The following is an 18,339-nucleotide window of genomic DNA, read 5'->3' as shown; positions in this document are numbered from 1 at the left end:
CAGAACCATACCGCTGTATATGAGCATTCTGAATTATATAACCTGGGATGTAAGTCCCTCCATCTTTTCCATTGGCTCTTTTGAAGTGCGCTGGTACGGGCTCCTGTTCGCGCTGGCTTTTGTGTTCGGGCAACGCATCCTGACCAAAATTTACGTAGCCGAAGGACGCACAGAAGGGGATGTGGACATCATCACCCTGTACATGATCGTTGGTACGGTAGTAGGCGCTCGCCTGGGCCATACCCTGTTTTACCAGCCTGAGTACTACCTGAGCAATCCGATCGAGATTCTCAAAATATGGGAAGGCGGACTGGCCAGCCATGGCGCTACAATCGGTATACTACTGGCTTTGTGGCTGTTCAGCCGCAAGCATCATTTTGATTACATGTGGGTGCTGGACCGGATCGTGATCGTGGTGGCGCTGGGTGGCGCACTTATCCGACTGGGCAACCTGATGAATTCTGAGATTTTCGGCAGACCTACTGATCTGCCTTGGGGCTTTATATTTGTGCGTCAGAGCGAATACTCCCACGTGCCGCGACACCCGACGCAGTTATACGAATCATTCAGTGTGTTCCTGCTGTTCGTGCTGCTTTACTGGCTCTGGAAGAAATACAAAGAGGCACTGCCAAAGGGTTTGCTGTTCGGCATTTTCGTGACGGCTCTGTTCACTTTCCGTTTCCTGGTAGAGTTCCTGAAAGAGGTGCAGGTAGAAAAAGAGGCGACAATGGCGCTGAACATCGGTCAGCAGTTGAGTATCCCCCTGATCATTATCGGTTTGATCATACTCTTCAGGGTATGGCGCAATCCTAAGCCGGCCCTGCCTGGCGGGAAGCCTGCCCGGGAAGTAGCCCGGAAGTAAATTTTTGTATAGAAACAGAAACGGCCAGCAATCATTGCTGGCCGTTTCTGTTTTAATAGGTTCATGCAGTTAGTTGAGGCTATACCTGAACAAGCCACCGTCTTCGCTGGTGATCACAAGGGTGTTTTCATTTTCAAATGCCACCGCCTCGGTTTGCCCGGCTTGCTTGATATTCACCTTCTGGTAGTCGCCTTTGTAGAAAGCAGCCGGATCGCTCACGTTTTGGAAAATGTGCAAGCCACCCTCACTTACAAGTGCCACCGTGCTGCCATCAGCGCTGCTGCCTGCGCCGGTCACCGGTACACCCAGTTTGTGACTGCCTAGCAGCCTGGCCTTGTACTCGCCACCGTTGTCCGGCAGTTCGTATACCTTGGCTGTCTCTTTCATGCCTCTGTCCTTCGATACCAGGTATAGCTTGCCACCATGCCAGAAAATGGCTTCCACATCATAATTCATGTCTTTTTTAGAAGGTGGGAAAGCCTTCTGGTCTTCGTAGGTGAACCGGATGGCCTCTATTTTATCGGGTTTGTCTAGCTGGACTTTGTAAATGGCCAGTTCTTTTCGCTTGTTGTTGTTATTGCCCGTATCGGCGATGTAGATGTTCCCGTCACTGTCGCGCGCCAGGTCTTCCCAGTCCACGTTGGGCAGATTCAATTTGATAGTTTCCATTAATTTGCCTTTACGGTCGACTATGTAGAGGTGCGGTTTATTTCCTGCGTCGTTATGGGTGATATAAGCGTCCCGTTCAGGTATAAACTCAACGCCGGAGCTTTCGCTGATTGGGGAAGGAAGTTTTGCCAGCCTGACTAGCTTGCTGGTTGCAGCTTCTGAATTGGTAACGGTATCGGCAGGTCGCCCCAAAAAGTAAAAGAGGGCTACCAGCACAGGTATAAAAAAGGCAAGAATTTTCAGCATGAGCTTCATAGAGGTTTTTTAACGCAGTAGACGCATTATGATATAACGGAAAGCAAAAGCACTGTGGTTGCGTACAAACTGGAAATACCTGCTTTTTTGCCGGTTTATGGTTTTTAAAGCGAAGCGATGGAGATAAAGAAGATAAAAGAAACCTGCCTTTACATAGCAGACCTGGAGCGCAGCCGCCAGTTTTACAATGAAAAGTTGGGACTGCCTGTGATCGGGGAGGTGAAGGACCGGCACATTTTTTTCAGAGCCGGAGGTTCGGTGCTGCTCTGCTTTTTAGCAGAGGCTTCCAGAAAAGGAGGGACGCTGCCACCCCACTTTGGCTCCGGCCAGCTGCACCTGGCTTTTGAGGTAAGCAGGGAAGAGTATGGCGGCTGGAAAAGCAAAGTTGAGAAGGCAGGTATACCTGTTGTGCAGGAGTACGATTGGGGAGGTGGCTTCCTGTCGTTCTACTTTCGCGACCCTGACCAGCACTTGCTGGAGGTGGTGATGGAAGGGATGTGGGAAAAAGACTGATACCTCACGGCCCAGGTATAGCCTGTAAATAAACAAAGCCCCGGCATGTTGGCCGGGGCTTTGTCGTGTCTCAAGATAAGGAAATGACTTACTGCAGTCGCGCCTGAATCTCCTCGATCAGACCGTCGTAGCGCTTCAGCAGACGACCCCAGTCTTTGAAGTCTTCATCGTCTTTCACACTAATGTTGCGCGCTGTGTTGTTCTCACGCTCATGGCGCTGGCTTACGATCTTCACCACATACGTCAGGTCGTTGGAGTTACCGCCGCTGCTTACGATCACACGGGTGCGGATCATGTTGGCGCCGTTGAAGTTTTGCACCTGCCAGGCGCTGGTCAGGTAACCTGTATTGTAGTCCACCGTCTCCAGCACATCAAAACGCTTGGTGATGATCGAGCTCAATATTCTCCAGGCATCTGCCGGGTCTACGGTTTTGTTTATAGGGATTGTGATGCGCACATTGGCCATATCCGAAGAAATAGAAGAGGTATAGGCCTCGTCCACTGCCAACTCCACAAACTCGGTAGGCTCCGGAGCCTGCATGTTTTCCTGGTTGCAGTAGTTTTTGATGTAGCGCAGGAAACCGTCTTTGGTCACGCGCACTTCCACACAGCCGTTCTTAGGTACTTTCAAATCATATTTTCCTACACCAACCACCTTGCCGGCTACTTCGATGTTGGCATCAGCGGGGGAGGAGGTGATTTTCACCAGTCGGTCCTCGAGCAAGGCGCGGCTGCGAAGTGGAGGAAGCGGGTCGGTGGCTGGCTTGTTGCAGTATACCTGCACCACTTCAGCAAATCCTTCTTTTGTGACGGTCACCGTTACGCACGTGCCGAAAGGTACGCTCACATCGGTATTGCCACGGCCGTTTACCACCCCGTTCAGCGCTACCGAAGCATCTGCCGGAATTACCTCCAGGCGCACCTGGCGATCTTTTAATTCAAAAAAGTCTTTTACAGGAGGCGCTTCCCGGTCCTTCTGGTTATAGTACACCTTGGTTTGCGGTGCAAAGCCAGGCTTCTTTACTTCCACGTTCAGGAACTTGTCTTTCTCCACGATCAGGTTGATGCGCTTCGTGCCAGCCAGGCGACCGTCCACATAAATTTCCGCGTCGTAAGGCTCCACGCTTATGTCGATCAGGCGGTTAGCCAGCTCCACCTTCTGTTCTTTATCCCACTTCATGGTGCGGGGAAACTCACGGATCACCGGCTCGTAGCCTTCTTTCACGATCGCAATGCGATTACGGGAGTCTTTGTTTAGCTTCAGCTCAATACTTCCGACGCCAAGCTCAGTTACAGTGCTGTTGTCTGCATCGTTGAGCAAAAAGAATTTAGCATCAGGAAAGTTAGCCGCGACATTGATCTTGCTCTGTGCGAACGCAGAAAATGCCAGGAAACAGAAAAGAAAGGATAAGTAGAGAATTCTCCTCATAGGAATAGAGTAAAGTGGGTGGAAATATAAAATAGGTTGGTAGCGGTTTATCGCCACAAATTTAAATAAAACTTATTAAAATTTATATATAACGATTTGTACATCCCTAAAAATACCCAGAAGTGGGTATTCCATGATCGTCCTTGATGCAAGTGCAGGGGATGTTACGGGTGTGATATAGATAGAAAGTAAGCGTGGGGGTACGTTTGGATAAGCGCATGTTTGGCAGATTCCGCCTTATGACTTTAACTTTTGCAGCAGCTCTGGGAAAATAGTGTGTCCTCCTTCGTAGGTATGGACTTGGGGCGAAATGCCGAGGCCCTGCATGATATCCTGTTGGTGCTGGAGCTTCTCTGGTGTGATAAACTCGTCCTGTGTGCCATACACCACATCCACCGCTATACCTTCAAACGCCGCTTTGCCTGATTCAAAAGCAATGTCCTCAGGAAAGGAGGCAGCCCAGAGCATAAGGTGTTGGCATGGCACTTTATTGGTAGCAAGCCAGCGGCATACTGTAGCGCCCCCTTGCGAAAAGCCCAGCACATGCACCCGCACGCCAACTGGTACTTGCTGCAGGAGTTTCTGTAGTAGTAAGTTCAGGTAGGTCGATTGGTCCTCTATTTCAGAGAGCCGGTCTTCCTTCGTCATCCAGGTAGCGCCGACCCGTCCCGAAAAGCCATCCAGGTAAAAGCGGGAAAGTGCCTCTGGTGCCACGACCACGGTATTGCCATCATCCAGCACGGCAAAGTGGCGCAGAAAATAACGGGCCAGCTGACCATAGCCATGGCATACCACCCACAAGTCGCGTGTCTGCTCTGAGGGCGTTCCCAAGGTATAGTAGCGGGCTGTACGCGGCACTATCAGCTTATGCTCCATGGTGGAATTGATTGAGTGATTTAGTGATTTAGTGAATGAGTGGTGGAGTGATTTTTAGATTGTTGAATGGTTAAATTGTTGAGGGTTGGGTGCACGATTCGAACAGGTTGCGATTTGCCTCCACAAGTGTTTACGTTTGCTATACCTGCCCTCGAGGCCGTTGGCTACCCTCACAAGACGTTATGGTATAACGTCGCTACAATTAAACTCTCAAACTCCTCAACTCTCCAACCCCCAAACTTACAAATGTTCTTTATTGAACTGGAAGGGCAGCAGGTCGCCTACAGAGCGGAGGCGGTAGAATTTACCTTCGGGGCCCTGCAGTAGTACAGGTATGGGATCTCCCTGTTTGTGCTCATACTCGGCCATCACCTGGCGACAGGCACCGCATGGCATGGCTGGGAGGAAATGCTGTTCGCTTCTGCGACGGGCAGTCACGGCGATCAGCTTTATTTTTTTGTTCGGATAATGGGCGCTCATGGCGAACAGGGCAGTACGCTCAGCGCAGAGGCCGGAAGGGTAGGCGGCATTCTCCTGGTTGCTGCCTTTGAACATGGTGTCGTCTTCCAGGACCAAAGCGGCGCCGACCAAAAAGTTAGAGTAAGGGGCGTAGGCATCGTTTGCCGTTTCTTGAGCAAGCACTATCGCGTCGCGCTCCTGTTGGGTAAGTTCTTCTGCCGAGTCCAGTACGTCAATGCAGATATGTATATTCAGCTCACTTGCCATTTAAGACCTTGTAGGTATAAAAATTAGAAAAGGGCTATAAATTTAACGGAATATTCTGATAAAACAATGCAAAAGGTTGGCCTTGCAGGTGGTTATTGCTAAATTCAAACGCAACGACACGAATGCTATGAAAAAAATACTCCTACTCGGGGCCGGTCGCTCCGCCTCTTCACTTATCCAGTACCTGTTACAAAACGCGCCTTCCGAAAACTGGCACATCACCATCGGCGATATCAACGTGGATCATCTTCGGGACAGGATCGCGCAGCTAGACTTTGCAGAGGCAATTGTTTTTAACGTGCACGACGAGGCGCAACGGGCTGCTGAGGTAAGCAAAGCCGACCTCGTGATATCGCTTCTGCCAGCGATCTTTCACATTGAGGTTGCCCGTGAGTGTATGAAGCAGGAGAAGCATTTGATCACCGCCTCCTACGTTTCGCCGGAATTCAGGGAACTGCATGAAGAGGCCAAACAAAAGAACCTCACCATTCTGATGGAGTCGGGTTTAGACCCAGGTATAGACCACATGTCGGCAATGGCGGTGATTCGGCGGGTGCAAGGGATGGGTGGCAAAATAACTTCCTTCAAATCGTATACTGGCGGACTGGTGGCGCCTGAATCAGATAACAACCCCTGGAACTACAAGTTTAGCTGGAACCCGCGAAACGTGGTGCTGGCAGGGCAGGGGACAGCCAAATACATCAAGAACGGTGAATACAAGTACATTCCGTATCACCAGCTATTCAAACGCACCGATGAACTGTACGTGGAGGGCTACGGCCACTTCGATGGCTACGCCAACCGCGACTCGCTCAGCTACCGGGAACATTATGGTCTAATGGACATCCCGACCATGCTGCGGGGTACGCTGCGCCGTATTGGCTATTGCGCCGCCTGGGATGTGTTTGTGCAACTGGGCCTCACCGACGACAGCTATGACTTGGAAGGTGTGGACAGCATGACGCACCGCAGTTACCTGGAGGCTTTCCTTCCGCCGGCTGCCTTTGCTGAAGAGACACCGCAGCAGCGGCTGTGCCGCTACATAGGTATAGCCCCTGAGGGTGAGATCATCAGTAAACTGGAGTGGCTCGGTTTGTTTGAAGAAACGCCCCTCGGGATGCAAGCCGCCACACCGGCGCAGGTGTTAGAAAAGATACTGGTTGGCAAATGGAAACTGGAAACCGGCGACAAAGACATGATCGTGATGCAGCACCTATTTGAATACGAACTGGACGGTGAGCAGCACGAACTCACTTCTTCGCTGGTCGTGTTGGGCGACGACGAGGTGCAGACTGCCATGGCCAAAACCGTGGGTCTGCCGGTAGGTATACTGGCAAAACTCCTGCTGCAAGGTAAAATCGACCGTCGGGGAGTCGTTATCCCCATCTACCCGGACTTATACGAGCCTGTGCTGGAAGAACTCAAGGCGTATGGGATTGACTTTGTGGAAGTCGAAAAGGTAAAAGCAACCCATTAGCAGGTATAGCTTCTGGCTGTTTTAGAAGATCAGGTAGTAGTCCCGTAGCAGTGCTATAAAGTCTGCGGTATAGGTTTTCCCGTCTTCTTTGCGGATGTTGAGGGTTTTAGTAACTGCCTGCCTTGTCGGCTCGAAGGTATAAGCCTGGACATGGCGAATGCACTTGCCGCCAGTGCGGGTATATACCTCCAGGGTTTCGGCCAGGTATAGCGCGTGCGCTTTGGCAATGTCCGCAAAGTGATTTGCCTCTGCTGGCGGGAGTAACAGGTATAGCCTTCCTTCCGGCGCCAGGTGTTTTTGTGCAAAGGCCAGAATGTCTTCAAAGAGCAGGTCACCGGTATGTTTGGCCGTGTTCTTAGCGGCATCATCAGACTTGAGCGAAGCCAGAAAAAAAGGCGGGTTCGACATAACCACATCGTATTGCTGGGTGCAGCTTTTTGCAAAGTCCTGCAAGGGCATGGGATGCAGTTTCAGACGTTCCGGCCATGGGCTTTCGGCAAAGTTCTGTGCTGCCTGTACCTGCGCCCCCGGGTTTATCTCTACGGCTTCCACCACTGCCTCCGACCGCTGCGCCACCATCAGCGCCAACAAGCCCGTTCCCGCTCCGATATCTAATATCTGTTTCGCCTGACGCGCCTGCACATAGGCCCCAAACACACAGGAGTCCGTGCAGACCTTCATCGCGCACTGGTCCTGGTTGATTCGGAACTGTTTGAATTGGAAGTAGATATTGGGCAAGGCTTATTAATGAACAGTGGGTAATGATTAATGAGTAGTTGTGAGGGCAAAGATAGGGGGTTTCTACTTTCTTTTGTCAGAATCAGGATTCACAGGATTAAAGGATTTTCAGGATTTTCTTGCACGATTGACATTCCCCTACCCCCTTTTTTGTCGAGGGCCCATACCCCCAAGGGCGACTTCTGCTACTAACAATTTCTCTTTGTCATCCTGAAAGGATCTTGGTTGAAGGGAGGTTAAGCAGTTGCTATTACACACCCCTGCCCCTCTCAAGAGGGGAATCTCCTGCCACTGTCATTGCTAAGATGTAAGCCCGATGGTTTCTGTTGCAAATACCGGGTCCAACCACCCCTAACCCCTCCTTGTCTAAGGCGGGGAATCTGTAGCTGCTATTTCAAAGGTATAAGCGCTGTAGTTCACAGGTATAAGTGCTGTTGTTTCCTCTACTACACACCACTGTCAGGTATAACAAGGCTTACTTGCACGCCCACGACGAAAACATAGCTGTGCCAAGTGTACAAACGACGATTTTGTGTTGGGGGTGCAGGGGTCCCCTGTCAAGAGCGTTCAGCGAGTGGGGGGAGGGGCCCCGATTTGGAGTGTATTGATTTTTTGCCTACTGAAGGGGGCCCCTTTCTTTCCATCAAGGAAAAAAGTAGGTGACCGCCGCACAGGCGAAGCGATAGATGGTATACCTGCAACAGCAGTTACTATAAAGCAATACAGATCGCTATACCTGAAAAGCCACCGCTACGCCAGTTGCAAACCCAGCTAAAGCAAAAAGTTTACTATTTTGAATTAAACTGCCCCGACTCAAACCCCTCGTCTATCAGCAAATTCGGAGACAGGGCACTGGCAACCGCTAGTTCATCGCAACGCTCGTTCTCGGGATGGCCGGCGTGTCCTCTAATCCAGACGAAGCGGACGTTGTGTTTGGCGTATACCCGTAGGAAACGTGCCCAAAGGTCGCCGTTGGCTTTGCCGGAAAAGCCCTTCTTCTGCCAGCCAAAGACCCAGCGCTTTTCCACGGCATCCACCACATATTTAGAGTCAGAGTAGACTGTGACAGGTATGCCCGGCTTGGTGATCGCTTCGAGCCCCACAATCACAGCGAGCAATTCCATGCGGTTGTTCGTGGTTTTGCGAAAGCCGGCAGTCAGTTCCTTCTCGTGGTTTTTCCAACGCAGTATGGTCCCATACCCACCCGGACCCGGATTCCCTCGTGATGCACCGTCTGTAAAAAGCTCGATCATGTTTTAATTTTTGAATGAGTGATTGTGTGGATGAGTGAGTTTCTATTTAGTGAGTTAGCGGTTGAGTGAATGAGTGGGGGATTTGATTGTGTGAATAACGCCAGGTCTGGGAGTGTGGAGTTATTTTCTAATGGATGAATCATCAAGACATCATTAAAAGAATTAAATCACTCATCCACTCCATCACTCATTCAAAAATTAATAACAATCAATCATTCACTTAATCACTAATTTAAACAGGGAGGTTCGTTTTGAATAGTTTGATGGCGATGGCCAGCAAGATAACGCCGAACACTTTGCGGAGCACGTTGGCACCCGCCTTGCCAAGCTTGCGTTCCAGCCAGGGCGAAGCTTTTAGAACGATGTAGACGAACATGAGGTTCAGGACGATACCTACCAGCACGTTCGGCAGCGAGTAGGCTGCTCGTAAGGACAGTAGCGTGGTCATGGTGCCGGCCCCTACAATAAGCGGGAAAGCCAGCGGCACGATGGAGCCGCTCTTCACCTCCGGGTCGGAGTGGAACAGGTCTTTCCCCAAAATCATCTCCAAACCGATGAGGAAGATGATGATAGCACCTGCCATTGCAAAAGACTCAAAATCGATGCCGAAGAGCTTCAGGATGCCATCGCCCACAAATAGAAAAGCGATCATCAGAACACCTGAAATGATCGTAGCTTTCTCAGACTCAATCTTGCCTTCGCGCTTGCGGAGGTCGATGATGATGGGAATGGAGCCGAGGATGTCGATTACCGCGAATAGTATAAGTGTGACAGACGCGATTTCCTTGAAACTGAACATTTCCTGAATCATTGCTTTGTTAGTTGTTAAACTGTTTGAAACACAAACAATTAGGTGTAGGTATACACTGAACTGCTACTAGCAATTCAGCTAACAAGCCGCAAAGGTATGATTCCTAGGCGTAATAATGCAGGAAAAAGCGCTTAAGCTCTTCGTACTCCTCGTTGCCGATGGCTGGGAAGTTGGCCACCCGGAAGGTGTTGCGCTGCCATGGCCCGTAGCCGTTGCCCAGCCGGATGTTGTGATGCAAGGCCCTTTTTTTGATGTCCTCCACCAGCCGCTCGTTTGCTTCCAGTACCAGTACTGTTTTAGAGCGCACCTCTTCGTTTTCAATCAGCAGCTTGAAGTCAGTAAACTGCCCGAAAAACTCATACAACGCATTGGCTCGGTCAATCAGGTCAATGTCGAGTTGCTTGATGAAAGGCCTGTCCTCGAGCATGCGCTTGAGCAAGTAGATGTTGAGTGTGTTCGGCGTGTGCACCGTCTGGTAGTTCAGCATTTTCTCGTAGAGCGACACCAGGCTGTTGTAGTGGTTGCGCTCATTCATTTGCTTGGCCCGGAAGATGGCACGCGGCGAGCAAATGAGTATACCCAAGCCCGGCGGCAATCCAAAACACTTCTGCACAGAGGCAAACCAGATGTCAGCTTTTATGTACTTGAGGTTAAGGCCCGCCATGGAAGAGGTGGCATCCACGGCCGTAAGCGTATCGCGGAAGCGGTTGTGCAGGTTAAGAATTGAAGCTGCCGTTACCTGCGTCCCGTTGGAGGTTTCGTTTTGGGTAATACAGATCAGTTCGGTATCGGTGCCGATGTTAAGTTCTTCCACTGGCATAGCTTCGTTGATGCCAAAACGCACGCCAGCTGCCTCCGGACGAATTTTTTTGGCGTACTCAAACCATTTTTCGCCAAAAGAGCCATTGTAAATGTGGAAGCTCTTCTTTTTGGTTAGGCTTTGGATCAGGACCTCCCAGCACTCAGTGGCAGAGGAGGTAAAGAAAATAGAGTAGTCCTGCGGAATGTTAAGCCGGCGCTTGAGCGAGCCCACCACGGCACGGGAAAGCTGTACAAACTGTTCTCCGCGGTGCGGAGCATCCATAATCCCCTCGTCGTACGCATCTGTCAGGTAGCTGCGCACTTCCGGGTATATCTTCGACGGTCCTGGAAAGAAATTCAACATGGAGGGTAATATAAAGAATTATAGTAAGGCTACTATAGCAAAAGGTAAATATTTAGTGAACGGAATCCGCGTGTAAGAACACTATTTTTTAGACCCAAAACCGATTTGCTTGGGCTTCATGCGCTCAAAATACTGCAGTGCCAGTCGATAACTCTCCAGTCCAAAACCCGTGATCACCCCTTTGCAGAAAGGCGCCAGCATGCTTTTGTGGCGAAAAGCGTCGCGGGCGTACACGTTGGAAATGTGCACTTCAATTACCGAAGCTTCGATCGCCTTAATGGCGTCAGAAAGAGCCAGGGAGGTATGGGTGTAGGCACCACCGTTAAACACGATGCCTTTGTAACTGAAACCAACTTCATGCAGCTTGTCGATCAGCACGCCTTCTGTGTTTGATTGGAAATAGGACAACTCCATGGCCGGGAAAGCCTCCTTGAGTTCTTCAAAGTAGGACTCGAACGATTCAGAACCGTAGACAGATTTCTCGCGGACGCCTAAAAGATTCAGGTTGGGACCGTTCAGGATGAGGATTTTCATAGTATTGAGGTGAAGTTGTGATTCTGGTGCAATTAAGCGGTTGCAATTTAAGGATTAACTATCTTTGCTTTGATTTTTTGACAAAAGAAAGTTTTTGTCAGCTACTCTTTTGCCTTAATACCAACCTATGAAGTGGTCCATCTGCATTACCCAGTTTGAACAGTATTTGCGCCTCGAAAAGTCGCTTTCAGGGAATTCTGTTGAAGCATACCTGCGCGATATCCGGAAGCTGACAGATTTTATGGATATAAAAGGTATAACGGTGCAGCCCGAGCAAATGACGCCGCCTATACTTCGTGAGTTTCTGGAGTGGGTAGCCGAGTTGGGGATGACGCCACATTCGCAGGCACGCACGCTGTCAGGTATACGGGCCTTCTACAAGTTCCTGATCATGGAAGACATGCTCACTGCCGACCCGACCGAGACCATCGAAGCCCCGAAACTGAGCCGCAAGCTACCCGACACGCTGCACTTCCACGAGATCGAGCAACTGCTGGCCGCCATCGACTTGTCCACACCGGAGGGGACGCGCAACAGGGCCATGCTGGAGACACTCTATAGCTCCGGACTGCGTGTATCGGAGTTGCTGGACCTGAAGCTAAGCAATCTTTACGAAGACATGGGCTTCCTGAAAGTGGCCGGTAAAGGCGACAAAGAACGACTGGTTCCCATCGGGCGCGATGCGCTCAAGCACATCCAGCTTTACCGCGAAGGCGTGCGCTGTCACCTCACCATCAAGAAAGGCCACGAAGATTATGTGTTCCTGAACCGACGCGGCGCCAAACTCACGCGGGTAATGGTGTTCACCATCATCAAAGATCTGGCCGCCAAGGCAGGTATACAGAAGACGGTGAGCCCCCATACCTTCCGTCACTCCTTCGCTACACACCTGATCGAAGGTGGTGCCGACCTGCGGGCCGTGCAGGAGATGCTAGGCCACGAGTCCATCACCACCACCGAAATCTATACACACCTCGACCGCGATTACCTCAAGCAGGTGATCAAGGATTACCATCCGAGAAGCTAGGGAGATTAGGAATTGGAGAGTTGAGGAGTTTGGGAAGTATAGTTTGCCGGGACAGATCGTGATCCTCGGCCTTCCACTTCAGAATCGAATAAGCTAAGGTGTCATCTCAAAAGAATGGAGGGATTGGAGCTATTTCAGGGTTTCACATTGTTACAGATTTCTCTCAAAACGAAGGCCCCAGGGTCAAAATGACATAAGCATATTAAGTTGTCGGCACTTAAACACACTGCTCTTTCGGATTTATCAATCCGAAAGTAAACTGTAGGGGATTTCCTAATCCCCGTTTGCAGGTATACGCGGGTTAATGGCCCGAATCAACTATTCAATACCAAAGCCATTAAACCAAGCGTTCCACCAGCAGTCAATTGACAACATTTCACAATCATCCACATGCGATCTACCTTTTATATAATACTTACTACTACACTACTTTCCCTGTCCATACCTTTCCTTAGTGGTGCTCAATCCGTCGACGACGTCACGCCTATACCTGTAGAGGTGATCAAAGAGGGCAGAGGGCACGTCACAATTGATGGGAAAACCCAGATCGTGTTCGACAAACAGTATGGAGCCCAGGCCGAATTCATGCGGGAGATGCTCGCCGCACAGACCGGGCTGAACTTGCCCGTATACCCGAATACAGCAACCAAGCCCAAAGCCAGTCACCACATCCGACTGGTTTTCGATAGCAAGGCCATTGACAAAGACGAGATGTATACCTTAACAGTATCCGGCAAAGACGTGACCATACGCGCCAAAGATACCGGCGGCATGGTATACGGCATCCAGACCTTGCTGCAACTCTTCCCTGTTAAGCAGGTGCGTGAAGTGAAGATCCCGGATGTGCAGATCAAAGACTATCCGCGTTTCGCTTACCGGGGCATGCACCTGGATGTGGTGCGGCACATGTTTCCCGTGGAGTTCATCAAGAAGTACATCGACTACCTGTCGTTCCATAAGTTCAACACCTTCCACTGGCACCTCACTGACGACCAGGGCTGGCGTATCGAGATCGAATCATACCCGAAATTGAACACAGTTGGCTCCTGGCGTAAAGAAACGCTCATCGGGCATTTCAAAGACCAGCCAGCCCGGTATGACGGAACCCGCTACGGTGGCTACTATACCAAGGACGAAATACTGGAGGTGATTAACTATGCCTCCGTGCGGGGCATCGACATCATACCTGAGATCGACATACCCGGCCACAGTCGTGCCACCATTGCCGCTTATCCGGAGCTCAGTACCCGCCCCGATACCACCTGGGACGTGGCCACTACCTGGGGCATGTACAACCGCCAGAACAACGTGCTGCAGCCAAATCCGGCCACTTTCCAGTTTCTGGAGACGGTATTTCAGGAAGTAGCGGACCTGTTCCCTTCGGAGTATTTTCATTTGGGCGGCGACGAAACCAGCAAGATATGGTGGAAGGCCGATCCGGTGTCGCAAGCTTTCATTAAAGAACACAATTTGAAAGATGAGAAAGGCCTGCAAACTTATTTTGTGGAGCAGGTAGCCAGCTACCTCGCCGCGAAGGGTAAGAAAGTTATTGGTTGGCACGAGATTTTGGAAGGTGACCTGAGCAAGTCCACGCTTATCATGAACTGGGGAGGGGAGAAGGAAGGTATAGCTGCCGCCAGGCGTGGCCATCAGGTGATCATGTCGCCGGGTAAGCCATTGTACTTCGACCACTACCAGTCCAAAGACCCGAACGACAGCCTGGCCATACACGGCTACAATCCCTTGGATGCGGTGTACGCTTTCGAACCGGTGCCTAAAGCCCTGCGCGAGCAGAAACTGGGCCACTACATCATTGGTGCGCAGGGAAATTTGTGGACAGAGTACATCGGCAGCCAGGCCAAAGTGCAGTACATGATCTTCCCGCGCATGACGGCCCTGAGCGAGGTGCTTTGGTCACCGGTTGAAAAAAGGAACTACACCGATTTTAAAAGCAGGCTGAAAAGCGCCATTATTCCGCGCTATACCTTCTGGGAGGCAAGTTACTTCCCTCACTATGAGCAGTGGACGGCTGAGAAATAGAGTTGAAAAATTTGTAAAAAAAAAAGGTAGATATAGTTAATAACTGAAATTTACTATATTTAATAGCTGTAATAACACAGGCTGTGTTCTATGCATGGCCTGTGTTATTTTTTTCAATCATTTTTAACCTATTTCCAGGCTTTTATGACAACAACTTTACTCGAAAAAGAAAAGCAGACTACCCACTTTTCATTCACCGGCAGAGGCTCCGAATACTTTGCCATCGAAATTGTAAACCTCCTGCTCACAGTTTTTACGCTCGGGCTTTACTATCCTTGGGCAAAGGCCAAATCGATGCAGTACCTGTACCGCAAAACCGAGCTGGCCGGCACGCCGTTCGTTTTCCATGGCACCGGCAAAGAGATGTTTATCGGCTTCATCAAAGGAGTAGGTGCGTTTATTCTGCTCTACGCCGTTCTGATGTATGGTGTCATTTCAGAGGATCTTAGCACACTGCTGATCACATATGCTGTGTTTATACTAGGTTTCCTGGCGCTGATCCCTGTGGCATTGCACGGCATGATGCGCTACCGCACGTCCCGCACGAGCTGGCGAGGCATCCACCTGGGCTACCGGGGCGAACTATCCGACATGTATTCAACCTACCTGATCGGTTTCTTCCTCACCATTCTTACATTTGGCATCTACGGCTCGTGGTTTGTGGTGAAGCTGCGCAAACAGATGATCGATAACGTGCGCTTTGGTAACGCGAGCCTCCGCTACGTGGGCGATGGAGGTGACCTGTTCCTGATTCATCTCAAAGGCTACTTCCTGTCTATCTTTACGTTGGGAATTTACCTTTTCTGGTATACCAAAAATCTGCTGCACTTCTATGTGAACAACATTGTGGTGCTGCAGGAAGACGGCAGCTACAGTCGCCTGCAGTGCGATGTTTCTGGCTGGGATGTGCTGAAGCTGACGGTTGGCAACATTTTGATCGTTGTATTTACGCTGGGCTTGGGTATACCGCTCACAACCACCCGCACGATGTCACTCATCATGAACAACACCGTTATGCGCGGGGACTTCGATGCCGACGCCCTGGTGCAGACCGAAGAAGCCTATGATTCGGCTACCTACGAGAGCATGACGGATATGATGGACATCGGTGTGATCTAACATGACATTTGAAGGGAAATACTATAACGGGCAAAGCTCCAAAGGCATGCCGGCGCATATTGCTTTGCTGCCAGATGGGCTGCGCATCGACTACTGCGCAGATGAGGCATGTGGCTCGGTGCATTGGGAGTTGGCAGGTATACACCAGTCGGAGTTCAACGATGCGACCACGCTGCTGCGTTTTGGAAAATTCCCGCAACAGAGTATTTCAGTTGTAGACAAAGGATTTAAGGAAGCGCTGCAACAGCAGTACCGCGGGGCAGCCTTCCTGAAGTCCGGCTACAACAGTGTGTTAAATTTGGGCTTCTCAGGTATAGCCCTTATGGCCTTGGGCCTGCTGGGGCTGCTGGTGGCCTTTGTGATCTGGGGTGTGCCGGCGCTTGCCGACCGGGTGGCCATGCACTTTCCGCAAAGTTACGAGCGCACTTTGGGAGAGCAACTCTACACAAAAATGCTGCAGGGCTACCAGGTGAATGAGGAGAAAACAGCTGCATTAAACGATTACCTGCACGCACTGGACACCGACCTCGATTACCCGATAACGGCCGCCGTTGTGAGCAGCGAAGAGGTAAACGCCTTTGCCATACCGGGTGGCTATGTGGTAGTGTATGAAGGTATACTCGATAAAATGGAGCATCACGAGGAGCTAGCCGCCTTGATGGGACACGAACTGGCGCATATCCAAAACCGACATTCCCTACGTGCCATGGCCCGCAGTTTATCTTATTACATGCTGGCCTCGGTACTCTTCGGTGATGTGAGCGGAGTGGCCGCCGTGCTGGTAGATAATGCCTCGGCGCTACGCAACCTGGAGTACAGTCGCAGCCTGGAGCTGGAGGCCGACCGGGAGGGACTGGAACTGCTGCGCCGAAACGAGTTGAATCAACAAGGCATCGTCTTGTTGATGGAGCGTCTGCATATGGGAAGTGAATATGAAATGCTTGCTTTTGTAAGTACGCATCCCAACACAGGAGACCGCATCAAAGTGTTAAATGAATTGATAGGGGAGCGAAACCAGCCTTATAAGAAGAACCCGGAACTGCAGCGCCATTGGGAAAAGTTGACACGCTAACCATAGTGTGCCGACAAAGACCTTGCAGTCTGCGCAGCACCTGCGAGGAGCTAAATCAATGATAGAAGGTCCCCGGAAACAAGGTATAGCTGTTGCTCTCACACGTGACCCCCACGAGTGTAAGTGCCTGTGAGCTCAATATAAAACCTCACGCCAGAATTCTCAAGCGTTGTATGGTTTCGCTTTCTATCTTTGCGGGCAGCAAACCTTAACCAAACCCGCCCGTGTATAAGAGCCTCCTTCGTCCGCTGCTTTTCAAACTAGACCCCGAGAAAGTTCACTACCTCACCACCGACGCCCTGCGCATGGCTTTTAGTCTGCCCTTTACCAAGAGCATCAGCCGTGGCATGTTCCGGGTCGAGGACAAGCGATTGGAGCGGGAGCTGTTCGGCCTGAAATTTCCCAACCCGGTAGGCCTAGCCGCTGGTTTCGATAAGGATGCCAAGCTAGTAGACGAGTTGGCAGAGCTTGGTTTTGGCTTCATCGAGATTGGGACGCTTACCCCAAAACCACAGGAGGGCAACCCAAAGCCACGTCTCTTCCGCTTGCCCGAAGACCAGGCCATCATCAACCGGATGGGTTTTAACAACGAGGGCGTAGAGGCGGCTGTGAAGCGCCTGCGGGAGCGCAAGAGCAACATCATCGTAGGCGGCAACATCGGCAAAAACAAAGTCACTCCAAACGAGGAAGCGCTCAACGACTACCTTTACTGCTTCAAGGCGCTGTATGATGTAGTGGATTACTTTGTAGTGAACGTGAGCTCCCCCAACACCCCCGACCTGCGTGCCTTGCAGGAAAAAGAGCCGCTGCAGCAGTTATTGATGGCGCTGCAGGAGTTGAACAGCTCAATGCCAAAAGCCAAACCCCTGCTTTTGAAAATCGCCCCGGATCTGAACGAAGCTCAGTTAAATGATATAATCGAGATTGCCATAGCGGCCAAGCTGAGTGGTATTATTGCCACCAACACTACGATCAGCCGAGACGGGCTGCACACCTCTCCTAACCGCGTTTCAGAGATCGGAGCAGGAGGCCTGAGCGGCAAACCCCTTACCAAGCAAGCCACCGAGATTATCCGCTACCTCCGACAGCACCTGCCGCAGCACATCAAGCTCATCGGTGTAGGTGGTATTATGACGGCTGAGGATGCCCAGGAGAAACTGGATGCCGGTGCCGATCTGGTGCAGTTGTACACTGGTTTTATTTATGAAGGTCCGGCGCTGGTTGCAGCGATTAACAAAAGTTTACTTGGGAAGTAAGGACTGTTCACAACTTATTGTGATCGGCAGTTCTTAACTGGCGTAGCTTCAGCTGCTACAGGTATAGCGAACTGCTTTGTTTCATTGCTTCGCCTGTGCGGCGGGCACTCACTTTTTTCCTTGATGAAAAAAGTAAGCAAAAAAATCAAGACGCTCCAAACTCGCTGAACGCTCGAACAGTGGAGCGCCGCAAAGTGCACCTGGCTAATGCTGTTTGTTTTGTAGTCCAAGGGGCAAGTTAGCCTTGCTATACCTGCCGGGGGTTGTATGCTACAGCGCTTATACCTGCAAGTTGGCAGTTACAGACTCCCCTCCTTGGATAAGGAGGGGCAGGGGTGGTTGGATCCGGTACAGCAAAGCATGACCTGTAACCACGAAACTTATACCTACCAATTGGTAGCGGCGGCAATTACCCTCTGGGGGTAGGGGCCCTATATGTAAAGTCAGACAATTATCCAGGCAACTACAACCTCCTTCTCTTCAGCCTCTTCCTCTAAACAGCTCTATTTTCCAAACT

Annotated in this window: 18 protein-coding genes; 9 read left to right on the top strand and 9 right to left on the bottom strand. The window is 50.8% G+C overall.

Going from position 1 to position 18,339, the window contains the following annotated elements:
* The first annotated feature begins 19 nt into the window (after positions 1 to 19).
* Complete coding sequence (lgt, locus tag C8E01_RS07810) at positions 20 to 862, top strand: prolipoprotein diacylglyceryl transferase (protein WP_116542809.1); 843 nt, start codon at positions 20 to 22, stop codon at positions 860 to 862.
* A 69-nt stretch (positions 863 to 931) separates the two neighbouring features.
* Here lgt and C8E01_RS07805 read toward each other — a convergent pair whose 3' ends face one another.
* Complete coding sequence (locus C8E01_RS07805) at positions 932 to 1,777, bottom strand: NHL repeat-containing protein (protein ID WP_243409474.1); 846 nt, start codon at positions 1,775 to 1,777, stop codon at positions 932 to 934.
* A gap of 126 nt (positions 1,778 to 1,903) precedes the next feature.
* On the opposite strand from C8E01_RS07805, the gene C8E01_RS07800 reads away from it, so the two are divergent.
* Positions 1,904 to 2,299: a VOC family protein gene (locus C8E01_RS07800; RefSeq protein ID WP_116542807.1), complete on the top strand. Its 396-nt coding sequence runs from the start codon at positions 1,904 to 1,906 to the stop codon at positions 2,297 to 2,299.
* A gap of 88 nt (positions 2,300 to 2,387) precedes the next feature.
* Here C8E01_RS07800 and C8E01_RS07795 read toward each other — a convergent pair whose 3' ends face one another.
* The 3 genes from C8E01_RS07795 to cdd form a co-directional block, all read right to left on the bottom strand.
* Positions 2,388 to 3,728: a hypothetical protein gene (locus tag C8E01_RS07795; RefSeq protein WP_116542806.1), complete on the bottom strand. Its 1,341-nt coding sequence runs from the start codon at positions 3,726 to 3,728 to the stop codon at positions 2,388 to 2,390.
* A gap of 237 nt (positions 3,729 to 3,965) precedes the next feature.
* On the bottom strand, positions 3,966 to 4,604 hold the full coding sequence (locus tag C8E01_RS07790; protein WP_116542805.1) for an alpha/beta hydrolase: 639 nt from the start codon (positions 4,602 to 4,604) through the stop codon (positions 3,966 to 3,968).
* Positions 4,605 to 4,844: 240 nt separating this feature from the next.
* Positions 4,845 to 5,330, bottom strand: a complete 486-nt coding sequence (gene cdd / locus C8E01_RS07785) for a cytidine deaminase (RefSeq protein ID WP_116542804.1) — start codon at positions 5,328 to 5,330, stop codon at positions 4,845 to 4,847.
* A gap of 127 nt (positions 5,331 to 5,457) precedes the next feature.
* Between cdd and C8E01_RS07780 the strand changes: the two genes are divergently transcribed.
* On the top strand, positions 5,458 to 6,807 hold the full coding sequence (locus C8E01_RS07780) for a saccharopine dehydrogenase family protein (RefSeq protein ID WP_116543025.1): 1,350 nt from the start codon (positions 5,458 to 5,460) through the stop codon (positions 6,805 to 6,807).
* 21 nt (positions 6,808 to 6,828) lie between these two features.
* On the opposite strand, the gene C8E01_RS07775 is transcribed toward C8E01_RS07780, so the two are convergent.
* The 5 genes from C8E01_RS07775 to aroQ all read right to left on the bottom strand — a co-directional run bounded on the left by C8E01_RS07775 (position 6,829) and on the right by aroQ (position 11,308).
* Positions 6,829 to 7,545: a tRNA1(Val) (adenine(37)-N6)-methyltransferase gene (locus C8E01_RS07775; RefSeq protein WP_116542803.1), complete on the bottom strand. Its 717-nt coding sequence runs from the start codon at positions 7,543 to 7,545 to the stop codon at positions 6,829 to 6,831.
* Between the two features lie 788 nt (positions 7,546 to 8,333).
* A complete protein-coding gene (rnhA, locus tag C8E01_RS07770; protein WP_116542802.1) occupies positions 8,334 to 8,798 on the bottom strand; it encodes a ribonuclease HI in 465 nt (154 codons plus the stop codon).
* A 232-nt stretch (positions 8,799 to 9,030) separates the two neighbouring features.
* Positions 9,031 to 9,597: a MarC family protein gene (locus C8E01_RS07765; RefSeq protein ID WP_116543024.1), complete on the bottom strand. Its 567-nt coding sequence runs from the start codon at positions 9,595 to 9,597 to the stop codon at positions 9,031 to 9,033.
* A gap of 115 nt (positions 9,598 to 9,712) precedes the next feature.
* Entirely contained in the window at positions 9,713 to 10,774 is a 1,062-nt protein-coding gene (locus C8E01_RS07760; protein ID WP_116542801.1) for an aminotransferase class V-fold PLP-dependent enzyme, read from the bottom strand.
* 81 nt (positions 10,775 to 10,855) lie between these two features.
* Entirely contained in the window at positions 10,856 to 11,308 is a 453-nt protein-coding gene (gene aroQ / locus C8E01_RS07755) for a type II 3-dehydroquinate dehydratase (protein WP_116542800.1), read from the bottom strand.
* Between the two features lie 127 nt (positions 11,309 to 11,435).
* On the opposite strand from aroQ, the gene xerD reads away from it, so the two are divergent.
* The 6 genes from xerD (at position 11,436) to C8E01_RS21620 (ending at position 18,248) form a co-directional block, all read left to right on the top strand.
* Entirely contained in the window at positions 11,436 to 12,335 is a 900-nt protein-coding gene (gene xerD / locus C8E01_RS07750; RefSeq protein WP_116542799.1) for a site-specific tyrosine recombinase XerD, read from the top strand.
* Positions 12,336 to 12,725: 390 nt separating this feature from the next.
* The gene (locus C8E01_RS07745; RefSeq protein ID WP_116542798.1) at positions 12,726 to 14,375 is read left to right on the top strand and encodes a beta-N-acetylhexosaminidase; all 1,650 of its coding nucleotides are present in this window, start codon (positions 12,726 to 12,728) and stop codon (positions 14,373 to 14,375) included.
* Positions 14,376 to 14,519: 144 nt separating this feature from the next.
* Positions 14,520 to 15,494 carry a YjgN family protein gene (locus C8E01_RS07740; protein WP_165820594.1) on the top strand — a complete coding sequence of 325 codons (975 nt, stop codon included), beginning with the start codon at positions 14,520 to 14,522 and terminating at the stop codon, positions 15,492 to 15,494.
* Between the two features lies 1 nt (position 15,495).
* Positions 15,496 to 16,566, top strand: coding sequence for a M48 family metallopeptidase (locus tag C8E01_RS07735; RefSeq protein WP_116542796.1), 1,071 nt, complete (start codon positions 15,496 to 15,498; stop codon positions 16,564 to 16,566).
* A 224-nt stretch (positions 16,567 to 16,790) separates the two neighbouring features.
* Positions 16,791 to 17,822, top strand: a complete 1,032-nt coding sequence (locus C8E01_RS07730; RefSeq protein WP_116542795.1) for a quinone-dependent dihydroorotate dehydrogenase — start codon at positions 16,791 to 16,793, stop codon at positions 17,820 to 17,822.
* Positions 17,823 to 18,089: 267 nt separating this feature from the next.
* Positions 18,090 to 18,248, top strand: a complete 159-nt coding sequence (locus C8E01_RS21620) for a hypothetical protein (RefSeq protein WP_165820593.1) — start codon at positions 18,090 to 18,092, stop codon at positions 18,246 to 18,248.
* The last annotated feature ends 91 nt before the right edge of the window (positions 18,249 to 18,339 follow it).

Origin of the sequence: Pontibacter virosus (assembly GCF_003096355.1) — a bacterium.
GTDB classification, from domain to species: domain Bacteria; phylum Bacteroidota; class Bacteroidia; order Cytophagales; family Hymenobacteraceae; genus Pontibacter; species Pontibacter virosus.
Note: the sequence above shows the minus strand (reverse complement) of the source record. Positions and strands in the feature narration are given on the sequence as shown.

Bases quoted from the DNA above. Each gene is read 5' to 3' on its own strand.
- lgt (WP_116542809.1), top strand. From the start codon at position 20: ATGAGCATTCTGAATTATATAACCTGGGATGTAAGTCCCTCCATCTTT.
- C8E01_RS07805 (WP_243409474.1), bottom strand. From the start codon at position 1,777: ATGCTGAAAATTCTTGCCTTTTTTATACCTGTGCTGGTAGCCCTCTTT.
- C8E01_RS07800 (WP_116542807.1), top strand. From the start codon at position 1,904: ATGGAGATAAAGAAGATAAAAGAAACCTGCCTTTACATAGCAGACCTG.
- C8E01_RS07795 (WP_116542806.1), bottom strand. From the start codon at position 3,728: ATGAGGAGAATTCTCTACTTATCCTTTCTTTTCTGTTTCCTGGCATTT.
- C8E01_RS07790 (WP_116542805.1), bottom strand. From the start codon at position 4,604: ATGGAGCATAAGCTGATAGTGCCGCGTACAGCCCGCTACTATACCTTG.
- cdd (WP_116542804.1), bottom strand. From the start codon at position 5,330: ATGGCAAGTGAGCTGAATATACATATCTGCATTGACGTACTGGACTCG.
- C8E01_RS07780 (WP_116543025.1), top strand. From the start codon at position 5,458: ATGAAAAAAATACTCCTACTCGGGGCCGGTCGCTCCGCCTCTTCACTT.
- rnhA (WP_116542802.1), bottom strand. From the start codon at position 8,798: ATGATCGAGCTTTTTACAGACGGTGCATCACGAGGGAATCCGGGTCCG.
- C8E01_RS07765 (WP_116543024.1), bottom strand. From the start codon at position 9,597: ATGTTCAGTTTCAAGGAAATCGCGTCTGTCACACTTATACTATTCGCG.
- C8E01_RS07760 (WP_116542801.1), bottom strand. From the start codon at position 10,774: ATGTTGAATTTCTTTCCAGGACCGTCGAAGATATACCCGGAAGTGCGC.
- aroQ (WP_116542800.1), bottom strand. From the start codon at position 11,308: ATGAAAATCCTCATCCTGAACGGTCCCAACCTGAATCTTTTAGGCGTC.
- xerD (WP_116542799.1), top strand. From the start codon at position 11,436: ATGAAGTGGTCCATCTGCATTACCCAGTTTGAACAGTATTTGCGCCTC.
- C8E01_RS07745 (WP_116542798.1), top strand. From the start codon at position 12,726: ATGCGATCTACCTTTTATATAATACTTACTACTACACTACTTTCCCTG.
- C8E01_RS07740 (WP_165820594.1), top strand. From the start codon at position 14,520: ATGACAACAACTTTACTCGAAAAAGAAAAGCAGACTACCCACTTTTCA.
- C8E01_RS07735 (WP_116542796.1), top strand. From the start codon at position 15,496: ATGACATTTGAAGGGAAATACTATAACGGGCAAAGCTCCAAAGGCATG.
- C8E01_RS21620 (WP_165820593.1), top strand. From the start codon at position 18,090: ATGCTACAGCGCTTATACCTGCAAGTTGGCAGTTACAGACTCCCCTCC.